Source organism: Thiothrix litoralis, assembly GCF_017901135.1.
Taxonomy (GTDB): domain Bacteria; phylum Pseudomonadota; class Gammaproteobacteria; order Thiotrichales; family Thiotrichaceae; genus Thiothrix; species Thiothrix litoralis.
This window is the reverse complement of the sequence record NZ_CP072801.1, coordinates 678560-692184: the sequence shown is the minus strand read 5'-3', so window position 1 is coordinate 692184 and position 13625 is coordinate 678560. Positions and strand designations below refer to the sequence as shown.

Here is a 13625-nt window from a genome sequence, read left to right as displayed (position 1 = left end):
GCTTTATTCCTGATCGTCAGTTATGTTGGTAGCATTATTAGCTTCGGTCATATCGGTAAGCTCGGCAGCATCAAGGTCTTCATCGCTAACATCGGTCAAGATTGGCGCAACCTGCACCAATTTTTCACCCTCACTGAGGCGAATCAAGGTGACGCCCTGCGTATTGCGACCCACGATGGAAACGTCTACCACCGGCGTGCGTACTAGCGTACCACCGTCGGTAATGAGCATGATTTGACATTCCTCACGAACTTGCACTGCGCCTATCGCATTGCCGTTACGATCGGAAGTCTGGATGGCGATTACGCCCTGTCCACCGCGACCTTGTTGCGAAAATTCTTCGGCGCGAGTACGTTTGCCGTAGCCATTTTCGGTGGCAATCAGCAATTCACCTTCGCCCAGAATAATCAGCGCATTCACTTCCTGACCTTCTTCCAAACGAATACCACGCACGCCAGCGGCAGTACGCCCCATCGCCCGCACGTCGGATTCGTGGAAACGGATGGCTTTACCGGAAGTGCTGAACAGCATGACTTCGTTGTCACCGTTGGTTACGGCGACATCGACCAATTGGTCACCATCACGCAGGTCAACGGCAATGATCCCAGCAGTACGTGGGCGCGAGAAATCAGCCAGTGAGGTTTTCTTTACCGTACCTTCTGACGTTGCCATGAAGATGTATTTGTCTTCGGCGTATTCGCGGATCGGCAGCACCGCATTGATGCGTTCGCCTTCTTCCAATGGCAGCAAGTTGACCATCGGTTTGCCGCGTGCACCGCGTCCGCCCATTGGCAACTGGTATACCTTCAACCAATACATGCGCCCCCGGCTGGAGAAGCACAGCAAGGTGTCGTGCATACTGGCAACGAACAGCTTTTCGATGAAGTCTTCGTCTTTCATTGACGTGGCGGCTTTGCCACGTCCGCCGCGTTTTTGCGCACGGTAAGTGTCGAGGGTTTGCGCTTTGGCGTAACCGGCGTGCGAGAACGTGACCATGACTTCTTCGTCAGCAATCAGGTCTTCCATGCACAGGTCTTCGCCGACCACGTTGATTTCAGTGCGGCGAGCATCACCGTAAGTGTCACGGATCAGCAGCAATTCATCACGGATCACTTGCAGCAAGCGGTCAGGATTACTAAGAATTTCCAGCAAATCGGCAATCTTTTCCAGCAATTCACGGTATTCGGCAATGATCTTGTCTTTTTCCAGCCCAGTCAGGCGGTGCAGACGTAAATCCAGAATCGCTTGCGCTTGTACTTCAGACAGCCAGTAACCGTCTGGGCGCAAACCGTATTGCTCTGGCAAATCGTCCGGGCGACAGGTATCCGCACCGGAACGGCTGAGCATGTCGCTAACAATGCCTGCATTCCAAGCACGCGCCACCAAACCCAGTTTCGCATCGGCTGGGCTGGGCGCAGATTTAATCAGCGTAATGATGTCGTCGATATTCGACAACGCCACCGCCAAACCTTCAAGGATATGAGCACGTTCACGCGCTTTGCGGACTTCAAAAATGGTGCGGCGGGTCACGATCTCGCGGCGATGACGCAGGAAGGCCGAAAGGATGTCTTTTAGGTTCAGTAAACGCGGTTGACCGTCCAGCAGCGCCACCATATTGATGCCGAACACGCTCTGCATCTGGGTTTGCTTGTACAAGTTATTGATGAGAACGTCGCCGGATTCACCGCGCTTGAGTTCGATCACCATGCGCATCCCGTCCTTGTCGGACTCGTCGCGCAACTCGGAAATGCCTTCGATCTTTTTCTCTTTCACCAGTTCGGCGATTTTTTCCAGCAAACGTGCCTTGTTGACCTGATACGGTAACTCGGTGACGATGATGGTTTCGCGACCCGTGCGGGCATCGACTTCGACATTGGCACGGGCGCGGACGTAGATGCGGCCTTTCCCTGTCGTGTAGGCTTCGCGGATACCGCGTGCGCCGTTAATGATACCGGCCGTCGGGAAATCTGGCCCCGGCAGGTATTCCATCAAATCGCTGATGTCCATATCCGGGTCGGAGAGCAATGCCAGACAAGCATTGACCGTTTCGGTCAGGTTGTGGGGCGGAATATTGGTCGCCATACCGACCGCGATACCGGAAGAACCGTTAACCAGCAGATTGGGAATGCGCGTGGGGAATACGCTGGGTTCTTTTTCGTTGCCATCGTAGTTGGGGACGAAATCGACGGTTTCTTTGTCGATGTCCATTTGCAACTCATGAGCCACCTTGGACATACGCACTTCGGTATAACGCATCGCCGCTGGTGAGTCACCATCCACGGAACCGAAGTTACCCTGCCCGTCCACCAGCATGTAGCGCAGTGAAAACGGTTGCGCCATCCGCACCATCGTATCGTACACAGCCGTATCACCGTGCGGATGGTATTTACCGATCACGTCACCAACGATACGCGCAGATTTTTTGTAAGACTTGTTCCAGTCGTTGCCAAGTTCACTCATGGCAAACAACACGCGACGATGTACGGGTTTCAAACCGTCGCGCACGTCTGGTAAAGCACGCCCGACGATGACACTCATCGCGTAGTCCAGATAGGACTGACGCATTTCATCTTCGAGATTAACCGGGATAATTTCCTTGGCAAATGTGGCCATATTATTGTTCGATCACCTAAATCATGAAGTGCGCGATTATACCAGAAAAAGTAAGGATGTGCGCATTTGCGTAAGCTGACATCACCCTGACGGATGGCTGTTGTTTTAGGGATTTGTGCATGTAAAGTTGATCTATTCCAAAGTAGCGATTATCGCCTTCTGATAAACTGTTCGTATCGACCAACCATCACGGTCAATAACAGCAGGGTTACACATGAAAATCCATTCTCTTGCCAGCAGCTTGTTGCTTGCCACGCTTTGCAGCGCGTGTGGCGACAGCAGCACCAGCACTATCCTGTCAACCGACTCAGCCCTTGCCAGCAAGGAAGCCTTGGGGCAGAAACTGTTTTTTGACACCAACCTCTCTTCCCCGGCGGGACAAGCCTGTGCAAGCTGCCACGACCCTGCCCATAGTTTTGCTGACCCTGACACGCAATTCCCCACCTCGGAAGGTGCTAATGCTGGGCGTTTCGATGAGCGCCATACCCTCAGTATCGCTTACGCCTTATACACCCCGGCATTTCACTTTGATGACACCACTGGCGGCTATGTAGGCGGGCAGTTTAGCGACGGACGCGCGAAAAATCTGCTTGCCCAAGCACAAAGTCCGTTTCTTGATCAGATGGAAATGGCGAATCCCGACCCTGGCAGCGTCATTGCCAAAGTACAAGCCTCCACCTACGCCAGCCTGATGGAGCAAGTGTACGGGCAAGCCATTTTCAGTGAGGTTGCTACCGCTTACACCAGCATAGCGGATGCTATCGCAGCCTTTGAACGCACCAGCTTATTTCACCCGTTCGACGCCAAATACGACCATTATCTGGCAGGAAAAGCCACGTTAAGCACGCAAGAAGCCTATGGACTGCAATTGTTTAACGACCCCGGCAAAGGCAATTGTGCCACCTGTCATACCTCCACCGCCGCTAACGACACGCCACCATTATTCACCAATTTCACTTACGCCAATCTGGGCTTGCCAACCAACCACGACATCCCCCTACCGCCCGATCTGGATGCAATGGATTTCAGGGATTATGGTTTGGGTGGCAGGCCGGATATGCCGCCCAGCGAACGCGGTAAATTCAAGGTTCCGACCTTGCGCAATACCGCCAAAACAGCACCCTACGGGCATAACGGCCTGTTCAAGGACTTACGGGAAGTGGTCGATTTCCACAACACGCGAGATGTATCCGCAGGCCGCTGGGAATTGCCGGAAGTGGCGGAAAACCTTGATACCCGCGTCGGCAATCTGGGGTTAACGGATGCAGAGGTGGATGCCATTGTCGCTTTCCTGCAAACCTTGAGTGATGGCTATACGCCGTAAACATTGTGAAGGCGGGTCAAAATGGTTTCCAGATTTTACCCTACTCCTGCTACACTGATGCCATCTTGTATTACGGTATGACAGCCATGACAATTTCTGTACGACTTCCACCGGAAGAGCAACACATGCTGGAGATGGTAGCGCGGCGCATGGGGCGCGGTAAGAGCGATTTAGTGCGCCAAGCGGTGCGGGAATTATGCCAACGCCTGTCAGCCGATAACCGCACCCCTTACAGTTTAGGGCAAGATTTGTTCGGCGCGGGTAGCCTTGCCGCCGCCCCCACTGACCCGATGAAACGCCAAATCTGGGAGAAACTGCGTGCCAAGCACCACCGCATGGGTTGATACTGGCTTTTTAGTCGCACTGTTCGCCAAGGATGATAAACATCATGCTTCTGCCCAACAGTTCCTCCAGAGTTTGGGCAGGATCGAACTGCATTCCATCTGGCCGGTGGTGGTGGAAGCCTGCTTTTTTCTGGATACTGCTGGCAAACTTGCCCTGCTGCAATGGCTAGAGCGCGGTTCAATGACCCTACACGATGTCAGTACCCAAGATTTGCCGCTGGTACGCAGCACACTGGAAAAATACCAAAACCTTGAGCCAGATTTTACCGACGCAGTATTGGTGACATTGGCGGGAATGCTCAAAATCAGGCATATTCTGACGGTGGATGAGCGGGATTTTTCAGTCTATCGCCTCGCCGATGGCAGTTGTTTTGAACGGCTATGGGTGTAACGACAACACCCGCTCAAGATCAGCTTCGGCAATCGGAAAAGCCAACGTCACCAACGGAAAACGCTCTTCCAGCCGCGCCAACTGATGCGCGTATTCGCGGTCGTAAAACACCACCACCCGCGTATCCGTAAAGCGTTGCACCACCGCCATCATGGATTCGAGGCTACTGGTACGGTCACGAAAATCCGACTGGAAATTAAACTCCGCCACGATCACCGCCGGGGTGTTTTTTTTCAGGAATTGCAGCACCTTACGCATACTGGTTTCCCGCGCCACGTTGTAGCCCAAACGCTGGTACAGGGGGGTAAAATCGGGGTAGCCACCCAACTCCACCACACTCAACAATAGTCTTTCCGGTTTTTCGGACATTGGCATTTGCGCCTCTCCTGTTTCACAATAAGCTCAGGTAACGGAGCTAGATCATGCCACAATACGAAAGTTTTTATCGCGGCGACGTGCTTGGGTCTGAAACCCGCACCTTGTCCGCCAGTCACTACAATGCGATGCGCTTGCTGCTGGATTTCAGCGGCAAACCGTGTGTATTTGTCCCCATCCGCACCATGCAAGTCATGGCAGTGATTGACCGCGAGGAAGTGATTTTTGTCGCTTCCCACCACAAGGCCGAAGTTGAATTTGCATGGCGGTATTTTCACCCGCAAACCCGCGAAGCCCTCAGCGACCCCGTGCCATACACGCTGGAATATTATAAACCTGATGCATTGGAAAGCATGAAACGGGCGCAAGGGGAATTTTTCCAGCATGTGCAATTGCTGGCGGGACGGCTACGCCAACAAGAACCCACCAGTAAACCAGAACAGCGGGTAGTCGCCTTTCCAACCCATAAAACTTGATATTAGCTATGAATACAACCGAAATTTATCTACTTGCCAGCTCCATAACGCTGTTGACAGTCTATCACCTCTATCTCATCTGGATGATAAAACACCACCCGCTGCGCACCGATCTCGGCATCAATTCCTGTGCACGCGGCGCGTGGGTACGTAATATGATGCGCCGCGCACCCGATGTACTTGTCATACAAACCCTGCGTAATTCCTTAATGTCAGCCAGCTTTCTGGCATCAACAGCGATCCTACTGGTAGCCGGTTTGTTGAGTTTTACCCTGACCAACAAGAATAATTTGGAAAATTTCGACCATGTATTGAACGTCCTGAGCAATGGGCATCCGCATGTAGCCTTGTCGCGGCTACTGTTGCTGGTCTTGACGTTTTTCTTTGCGTTTTTCAATTTTGTCTTGGCGGTGCGCTATTACAGCCATGCCGGTTTTCTGCTAAATGCTGCCAACAACGAAGATGGACACGCGCTGCCGGAACAATTCATGATTGCCTCATTAAAACGGGGCGCTTTCCATTTCACGTTGGGAATGCGGGCATTTCTGTTCTCGCTGCCCTTCGGGCTGTGGCTGTTGGGGCCTGTGTGGCTACTGCTGGGAAGTATCCTGTTGGTATTGGTACTATGGAAAATCGACTTCCCCAAGCATACTGGCATTCCTTCCAATGAATGCTTTGTTGGCAAAGGTTATTGTGAGCCAGGCAAAGCCGATTAACCCCCCGTAGAGGCTGTCATGTTCTGCACAAAGCGCGGTGCTTCCGCCATCACAAAGCGTTTGAATTCGCGAGCAATCGGCGATAAACGTTTGCCCTTGCGCATGACGATGTGCCAGTGACGCTGGATCGGGAAATTTCCCACATTCAATACCACCAAGCGTCCGCTATCCAGTTCCGGCTGGATGGTGTGCATCGACACAATCCCCAAGCCCAAACCCGCTTCCACCGCGTGTTTGATGGTTTCGTTGCTGCGCATTTCTAGCGTATTTTTGCAACTGGCACTGTGTTTATGCAGGTGACGCTCGATTGCGCTACGTGTGCCTGAGCCTTTTTCACGCACGATAAAACGCTCTGCCAACACGTCAGAGAGCAACAAGGGGCGGTCGATACTGACCAGCGGATGATTAGGCGCGGCAATCACTACCAACGGGTTTGCCATCAAGCGCTCAGATTGCAAACCGTGGCCTTTGGGGGGTTCGCCCATGATCACCATATCGGGTTCGTGATTTTCCAACTGATCCAGCAAGGTGTGACGGTTGGTCACATCCAGGGTGATATTGATGCCTTCGTGTTGCCGGGAAAACTCAGCCAATAATTGTGTGACAAAATAGTTAGCAGTTGTTGCTACCGATACAATCAAATGCCCACCCTTTGTCCCCTTGAGTTCTTTCATTGCTCCCAGCATATCGTTATGCGCCTGTAATACGCGACTGGCATACTGTTGCACTTCCCTACCTATTGGGGTCAGGCACATCTTTTTTCCTTGGCGCTCAAACAATGCCAACCCGCTATGTTCTTCCATCTGTTTGATTTGCATGGAAACAGCGGGTTGGGTCATGAATAGCTTTTCAGCGGCTCGGGTATAACTTTCGTACTGCGCGACCGCTTCAAATATGCGTATCTGACTCAGTGAGTACGGCATATGCTTCTCCTAAAAACATAAGTATTGCTTATATTTGCATGTTTCATTATTGAGTTTCAATTATACCTACAGTTTGCCATACTTAGCCCCATCAACAAGGTCTGCTTGTTGTTTGCACAGAAAATTTTTCAATCAAGCTCGTTGGAGGCACTTACTTCATGGCAGTTAAGAACTATAGCGCTGGTGTTAAAGAATACCGCGAAACTTACTGGATGCCGGATTATACACCGAAAGAAACCGACATCCTCGCTTGCTTCAAAATCACTCCACAAGCTGGCGTACCACGTGAAGAGGTTGCCGCAGCGGTTGCAGCAGAATCTTCCACCGGTACCTGGACAACGGTTTGGACTGACCTCCTGACCGACCTGGATTACTACAAAGGCCGCGCTTACGCGATCGAAGACGTACCCGGCGATGACACTTGCTTCTACGCATTCGTGGCTTACCCCATCGACCTGTTTGAAGAAGGTTCCGTCGTCAACGTACTGACCTCACTGGTGGGTAACGTATTCGGCTTTAAAGCCCTGCGTGCGCTGCGTCTGGAAGACATCCGCTTCCCAATTGCTTACGTTATGACTTGTAATGGCCCACCACAGGGTATCCAAGTTGAACGTGACATCATGAACAAGTATGGTCGTCCACTGTTGGGTTGCACCATCAAGCCGAAACTCGGTCTGTCTGCAAAGAACTACGGTCGTGCGTGTTACGAAGGTCTGCGCGGCGGTCTGGACTTCACCAAGGACGACGAAAACGTTAACTCACAGCCGTTCATGCGCTGGAGACACCGTTTTGACTTCGTTATGGAAGCGATCCACAAAGCTGAAGCCGAAACGGGCGAACGCAAAGGTCACTACCTGAACGTTACAGCACCGACTTCTGATGAAATGATGCGCCGCGCTGAATACGCGAAAGAAATCGGTGCACCGATCATCATGCATGACTACCTGACGGGCGGTCTGTCGGCCAACACCCAGTTGGCGCAATGGTGCCAAAACAACGGCATGTTGCTGCACATTCACCGTGCGATGCACGCGGTTCTTGACCGCAACCCGCACCACGGCATCCACTTCCGCGTGCTGACCAAGATTTTGCGTCTGTCAGGCGGCGACCACCTGCACTCCGGTACCGTTGTGGGTAAGTTGGAAGGCGACCGTGAAGCCACTCTGGGCTGGATCGACATCATGCGCGACTCTTTCATCAAGGAAGACCGTTCACGTGGTATCTTCTTCGACCAAGATTGGGGCTCCATGCCGGGCGTCATCCCGGTTGCCTCCGGTGGTATCCACGTCTGGCACATGCCTGCGCTGGTTAACATCTTTGGTGATGACTCCGTACTGCAATTCGGTGGTGGTACTCTGGGTCACCCTTGGGGTAACGCAGCCGGTGCAGCAGCCAACCGTGTCGCGGTTGAGGCTTGCGTCGAAGCGCGTAACTCTGGTCGTGAACTGGAAAAAGAAGGCAAGGACATCCTCACTAACGCAGCGAAGTCCAGCCCTGAACTGAAAATCGCCATGGAAACCTGGAAAGAAATCAAGTTCGAGTTCGATACCGTTGACAAACTTGACGTATCACACAAGTAATTGATTATCTGAAACCTATTTTGGAGTAACTCACATGAGTGATGTACAAGACTACAAATCAAGCTTGAGCAATGCCGACAGCCGCAAGTTTGAAACTTTCTCTTACCTGCCATCGTTGGATGCGGATCAAACCCGCAAGCAGATTCAGTACATCGTGAACAAGGGCTGGAACCCTTCGATCGAGCACACTGAACCAGCTAATGCGTTCGGCAACTACTGGTACATGTGGAAACTGCCCATGTTCGGTGAAACCAACGTTGACGCCATCCTGGCAGAGCTCAACAACTGCCACGCCGCACACCCGAACAACCACGTTCGTCTGCTGGGTCTGGACAACTATGCACAATGTGCAGGTGCCTCCATGGTTATTTACCGTGGCAAGACCGTATAGTATAAAGCCTTAGTTTTATATTGGAACACGGTGCTGGTTTTCTGGCACTGTGTTCTCCATCCCTATCAGGAGCGCATCATGAACAAACCCAGTATATACGTAGGCCTTGACAAGGATATCCAGGGTGGTATGACCACTATCGGTAAAATTATCCGTGACGCCTGGGTATTTGGTGTTTTACCCGAAACGCAAACCTGTGAAGGCTGGAACCTAGCCGGGATTGACTCTGTACTGCAAAAAGTCAATGCCGAGTGGGACAAATATGGCTGCCTGGTCAGCCGCTTACCGCCCGAACTTGCCGAACGTCACCAACGCATTCACGGGGCTGCGATCGAAAAGGCCCGCGAACTTGGCTGGTGTGGCGAACACGAACTCGAAGACGATAAATAAATTCCCAGCATAATTTCCAAGAGGACTTCCCATGTCTGCATCTGTTGATCCAAACCAGTACGTCGTAAAAAACGAGCCTTACTACGAATCGGTCGGGGATGAAATTACCCTGTACGAAGCCGCTTACAGCGCACGTATGCCGATGATGTTGAAAGGCCCAACCGGTTGCGGCAAATCACGTTTCGTCGAACACATGGCATGGCGCTTAAAGCGCCCACTGATCACCGTGGCGTGTAATGAAGACATGACGGCATCCGATCTGGTGGGGCGTTTCCTGCTGGATAAAGATGGCACCAAATGGCAAGACGGCCCGCTGGCAACGGCGGCTCGCATGGGCGCAATCTGCTATCTGGATGAAGTCGTGGAAGCCCGTCAGGATACCACCGTTGTTATCCACCCACTGACTGACCACCGCCGCACCCTGCCGCTGGATAAAAAAGGCGAGCTGATCGAAGCGCACCCCGATTTCCAGTTGGTCATTTCCTACAACCCCGGCTATCAAAGCCTGATGAAGGATTTGAAACAATCCACCAAGCAGCGTTTCGGTGCACTCGACTTTGACTACCCGCGCGAAGCGATTGAAGTGGCTATCGTTTCCAAAGAATCCGGCGTTGACGAAAAGACAGCCGCGAAGCTGGTACAAATTGCCCACCGTGCGCGTAACCTCAAAGGTCACGGTCTGGACGAAGGCATTTCCACCCGTTTGCTGGTTTACGCAGGACAATTAATCGGCAAAGGCGTTGCACCGCAAGCCGCTTGTACCATGACCATGGTAACACCGCTGACTGACGACCCAGACATGCGCGATACGCTGAATGCAGCAGTACAAACGTTCTTTGGGTAAACAGTAAAATGGTGGCAGGTTATGGCGATTCATCTTGAAGAGTATCAGGAATTTCTGGAAAAAATAACGCCGGAAGTGCGTGTGGTGCTGGATGCCTCCTATCAGGAAGCCTCTCGCATGATGTCGCCCGCTGGCGTGAAAGACTATCTGGATGGTGCGAAAGCCCTGTGCCAATTGGGTCGCGGCAACGATGTGGTGTTGACCTATTTGCAGGAAATCCCTCAAGTTGCCAAAGAATGCGGCGAAGACATTATCCCCGATTGCGTCACCGCCGCACTGAAACTGTCGTCGATGGCCTCGGGCGAGGTCATTGCCCTGCTGCTGTCGAGCTTGCCAACGGCTTCGCGTCATTTGGGTGATGCGGAACTGGTGCGTGGTTATTTAACCCTGATCCACCAACTTTCCTCTACTGCCGCACGCGGGTTACGCCCGATGTTTGGGCATCTGGATGAATTGCTTTCCAAGTTGACCTTGAGCGGCCTGCGCCGCTGGGCGAATTTCGGGGCGCAAGCTTATCGCCGTGATTTCAATAACCTAACGAAGTATTTTAATCTGGAATCGGCGGATAGTCGCGCCACTTTGCAGAAAGAACGGCGCGGGGTGCTGTTCGTCAAAACCCAGCGCAAACTGAATTTTTACCTGCGAGCATTGTGGGCGCGGGATTTCTTTTTACGCCCGACGGGTGCTGATTACACCGACTTCCGCCCATACATTGAGCACCGGATTTTCCACATGCCGGATGCGGTGGATGACATCGGCGATATTCCGGGGTTGGAATTGTACCGCGCCACCGCCGCGCACATGGCTGCGCATTTGATGTACACCAACAAAGCATTGTCGGCAGAACAGTTAAGCCCGGCACAGATGTTTTTCATCGGCTTTGTGGAGGATGCGCGGGTCGAATACAAGGCAGCGCAAGCCTTCCCCGGTCTGAAAACCTTGTGGAGCCGCTTGCTGACCGCAGAATACGACGGCAAGGTAGAACACCCCACCATGCTGTTGCTGGAACATCTGGCGCTGATGCTGTTGGATGCTAACGTGCGCGGTGATGACCCTGAATTGCAGCAATTTGCGGAGAACTTCCACGCTAACATTGCTGAAAAACAGGATGACCCGAATTTTGCATGGCGCATGGGGGTTGAGCTGTTTAACCTGTTCACCAGCCGCCGCGAAGTGCCGAGTTTGCGGATTTTGGAGCGGATTCGCATCCCGTTCCGCGACGATAACCGCTTCGTGTGGGTCTATGAGGAATTTGCGTGGGAAACAGGCTTTGAATACGTGCCTGCCAGCCAACAGCAAGTACGCCGTCAGGTCAGCGTGATCGAAATGGCCAATGAAGTCGATTGCGAACTCGCGGGGGATGACGCGCAGGAAATCTGGACGTGTGCCACCGAAATGCGCCCGTATGAAGATGATTTGACCGATAACACCAAAACATTCAATCAGATGTGGGGGAGAGAGCCGATTTCTGACCCATTCCACTACCATGAGTGGGATTACCACATCCAATTGCACCGCCCGGACTGGGTGACGCTGTACGAACGTCGCCAGAAACGCGGCGACCCGGACGATATTCGCGATATTGTGGATGCTTACCGCCCCGTCGCGCACCGCATCAAGCAGATTATCGACTTGCTGACTCCGGCAGGTGTGCAACGTCAACGTGGTCTGGAAGACGGCGACGAAGTGGACATCAATGCGGCAGTCGATGCGATGATTTCCATCCGCATGGGCGAGCAGCCTAACCCGCGTATCACCATGCGTAATGTGCTGAAAAGCCGTGATTTGGCCGTGGTGGTCTTGCTGGATTTGTCTGAATCGACCAATGAACCGATGCAGGGTTCTGACAAAAGCGTGCTGCAACTGACCCGCGAAGCCTCGACGCTGGTGGCGACGGCGATGGAGGGAATCGGCGACCCGTATGCGATTCATGGCTTTGCCTCTGATGGGCGGCATGATGTGCAGTATTACCGCTTGAAAGATTTCAACCAGCATTTTGATGATGAAGCCAGATCACGACTGGCAGGCATGAAAGGTGGATTGTCGACCCGTATGGGTGCGGCTTTGCGCCATGCCGCACACCATTTGTTCAAGCAACCGGAACGCCGTAAGCTGATCCTGCTGGTCACGGATGGCGAACCGGCGGATATTGACGAGCGCGACCCGCAACATCTGCGCCTTGACACCAAGAAGGCGGTGGAAGAGTTGTATACGCAAGGTGTGTTGACCTACTGCCTGACGTTAGACCCACATGCGGATGATTATGTGAAAAGGATTTTCGGGCAGAACAACTACACGGTTATTGACCATGTGGATCGTTTGCCGGAACAGTTGCCGTTGTTGTTTGCGAGTTTGACGAAGTAATGAGGTGGCGCGATGAACACAGTCATACTTGATGTCCGCACGTTGAAAGACTCACTGGCAGACCCTAACAATCAAACGTTGGGAAATCCTCAAAGCTATGACCGGATGCGGCGTTCTATCTATCCGTGAAGTGGCGCGGCGAGTGAACCGTGATGTGAAAGCCGTACACGGCGACATTCACACCTTGCTCAATGCTGGCTTGTTGAAAAAATCAGACGATGGCGTGCTATTCCCCTATAGCAGCATCCACGCTGATTTTATGCTGCAAGCTACTGCCTAAAGCTACTCAATTACACATGATCGCTCAAACCACTCAGCAAGCGCTGCCTCTGCAATATTTCCCGCTGCTAATTGCTCAAACATGATGACTGCTTCGGGTTCGGGAGCATCCAGCTCAACACCGTTGAGTTCCAGAAAAACCGCCCCCACTGCCAAGGCTACCCGCTTGTTGCCATCAATGAACGGGTGATTTTTAGCAATGCCGAAGCTGTAGGCAGCGGCAAGTTCAAACAATGTTGAATCCGGTTCGTAAGCTAACCGTTGCTGGGGGCGGGCGAGCGCAGAATCCAGCAGCGACTTGTCACGAATACCCGGACTACCGCCGTGTTCTGCTAGCAACAGTTGATGCACTGCCAGCGTAACCTCCGCCAACACCCATCTCGGTTCAGTCATTTTGCCAACTCATGGAAAGCATTGCGGTATTTCTTCAGCACTTTTTCGGCGATCTGCATTTGCTCATCGAAATCCTGCTGATAGGGGGTCAGGGTGAAACCTTCCGGGCTTTCCACCAGATACAGGTTATCGCCTTTGCCCACTTTCAGTTTTGCCAGTGCTTCCTTGGGAAGGACAATGCCAACAGAGTTGCCGATAGCGGTGAGTTTGACTTGGAGCATG

The 13625-nt window shown here is 52.6% G+C and carries 15 protein-coding genes and 1 pseudogene; 11 read left to right on the top strand and 5 right to left on the bottom strand.

Going from position 1 to position 13625, the window contains the following annotated elements; genetic code table 11:
* Positions 1-3 precede the first annotated feature (3 nt).
* Positions 4-2613 carry a DNA gyrase subunit A gene (gyrA, locus tag J9253_RS03310; RefSeq protein ID WP_210223290.1) on the bottom strand — a complete coding sequence of 870 codons (2610 nt, stop codon included), beginning with the start codon at positions 2611-2613 and terminating at the stop codon, positions 4-6.
* A 214-nt stretch (positions 2614-2827) separates the two neighbouring features.
* On the opposite strand from gyrA, the gene J9253_RS03305 reads away from it, so the two are divergent.
* The 3 genes from J9253_RS03305 (at position 2828) to J9253_RS03295 (ending at position 4672) form a co-directional block, all read left to right on the top strand.
* A complete protein-coding gene (locus J9253_RS03305) occupies positions 2828-3937 on the top strand; it encodes a cytochrome-c peroxidase (protein WP_210223289.1) in 1110 nt (369 codons plus the stop codon).
* Positions 3938-4023: 86 nt separating this feature from the next.
* Positions 4024-4281, top strand: coding sequence for a ribbon-helix-helix protein, CopG family (locus tag J9253_RS03300; RefSeq protein ID WP_210223288.1), 258 nt, complete (start codon positions 4024-4026; stop codon positions 4279-4281).
* Positions 4256-4672, top strand: coding sequence for a type II toxin-antitoxin system VapC family toxin (locus J9253_RS03295; protein WP_210223287.1), 417 nt, complete (start codon positions 4256-4258; stop codon positions 4670-4672). Before J9253_RS03300 ends, J9253_RS03295 begins: the two co-directional genes overlap by 26 nt.
* Here the strand turns inward: J9253_RS03295 and J9253_RS03290 are convergent.
* Entirely contained in the window at positions 4661-5047 is a 387-nt protein-coding gene (locus J9253_RS03290) for a hypothetical protein (protein WP_228291495.1), read from the bottom strand. The genes J9253_RS03295 and J9253_RS03290 overlap by 12 nt on opposite strands.
* 47 nt (positions 5048-5094) lie before the next feature.
* Between J9253_RS03290 and J9253_RS03285 the strand changes: the two genes are divergently transcribed.
* Both J9253_RS03285 and J9253_RS03280 read left to right on the top strand, forming a co-directional pair.
* Positions 5095-5523 (top strand): hypothetical protein, encoded by a 429-nt coding sequence (locus tag J9253_RS03285; protein WP_210223286.1) that lies wholly within the window; start codon positions 5095-5097, stop codon positions 5521-5523.
* A gap of 8 nt (positions 5524-5531) precedes the next feature.
* The gene (locus tag J9253_RS03280) at positions 5532-6239 is read left to right on the top strand and encodes a DUF599 domain-containing protein (protein WP_210223285.1); all 708 of its coding nucleotides are present in this window, start codon (positions 5532-5534) and stop codon (positions 6237-6239) included.
* On the opposite strand, the gene J9253_RS03275 is transcribed toward J9253_RS03280, so the two are convergent.
* Positions 6236-7162 carry a LysR family transcriptional regulator gene (locus J9253_RS03275; RefSeq protein WP_210223284.1) on the bottom strand — a complete coding sequence of 309 codons (927 nt, stop codon included), beginning with the start codon at positions 7160-7162 and terminating at the stop codon, positions 6236-6238. The two genes, J9253_RS03280 and J9253_RS03275, sit on opposite strands and share 4 nt — an antisense overlap.
* 158 nt (positions 7163-7320) lie before the next feature.
* On the opposite strand from J9253_RS03275, the gene J9253_RS03270 reads away from it, so the two are divergent.
* From J9253_RS03270 to J9253_RS03245, 6 genes and pseudogenes are all read left to right on the top strand, one after another.
* Entirely contained in the window at positions 7321-8742 is a 1422-nt protein-coding gene (locus J9253_RS03270) for a form I ribulose bisphosphate carboxylase large subunit (protein WP_210223283.1), read from the top strand.
* A gap of 34 nt (positions 8743-8776) precedes the next feature.
* Entirely contained in the window at positions 8777-9133 is a 357-nt protein-coding gene (locus J9253_RS03265) for a ribulose bisphosphate carboxylase small subunit (protein ID WP_210223282.1), read from the top strand.
* 129 nt (positions 9134-9262) lie between these two features.
* Complete coding sequence (locus J9253_RS03260) at positions 9263-9523, top strand: hypothetical protein (RefSeq protein ID WP_228291494.1); 261 nt, start codon at positions 9263-9265, stop codon at positions 9521-9523.
* A gap of 31 nt (positions 9524-9554) precedes the next feature.
* Positions 9555-10367, top strand: coding sequence for a CbbQ/NirQ/NorQ/GpvN family protein (locus J9253_RS03255; RefSeq protein WP_210223280.1), 813 nt, complete (start codon positions 9555-9557; stop codon positions 10365-10367).
* 21 nt (positions 10368-10388) lie between these two features.
* Positions 10389-12731, top strand: coding sequence for a VWA domain-containing protein (locus J9253_RS03250; protein WP_210223279.1), 2343 nt, complete (start codon positions 10389-10391; stop codon positions 12729-12731).
* Between the two features lie 64 nt (positions 12732-12795).
* Positions 12796-13011 (top strand): annotated as a pseudogene (locus tag J9253_RS03245) (HVO_A0114 family putative DNA-binding protein); the annotation flags it as partial.
* A gap of 2 nt (positions 13012-13013) precedes the next feature.
* On the opposite strand, the gene J9253_RS03240 reads toward J9253_RS03245, so the two are convergent.
* Positions 13014-13403 carry a type II toxin-antitoxin system death-on-curing family toxin gene (locus J9253_RS03240; protein ID WP_210223277.1) on the bottom strand — a complete coding sequence of 130 codons (390 nt, stop codon included), beginning with the start codon at positions 13401-13403 and terminating at the stop codon, positions 13014-13016.
* The gene (locus J9253_RS03235) at positions 13400-13624 is read right to left on the bottom strand and encodes an AbrB/MazE/SpoVT family DNA-binding domain-containing protein (protein WP_207251415.1); all 225 of its coding nucleotides are present in this window, start codon (positions 13622-13624) and stop codon (positions 13400-13402) included. Before J9253_RS03235 ends, J9253_RS03240 begins: the two co-directional genes overlap by 4 nt.
* Position 13625: the final 1 nt, after the last annotated feature.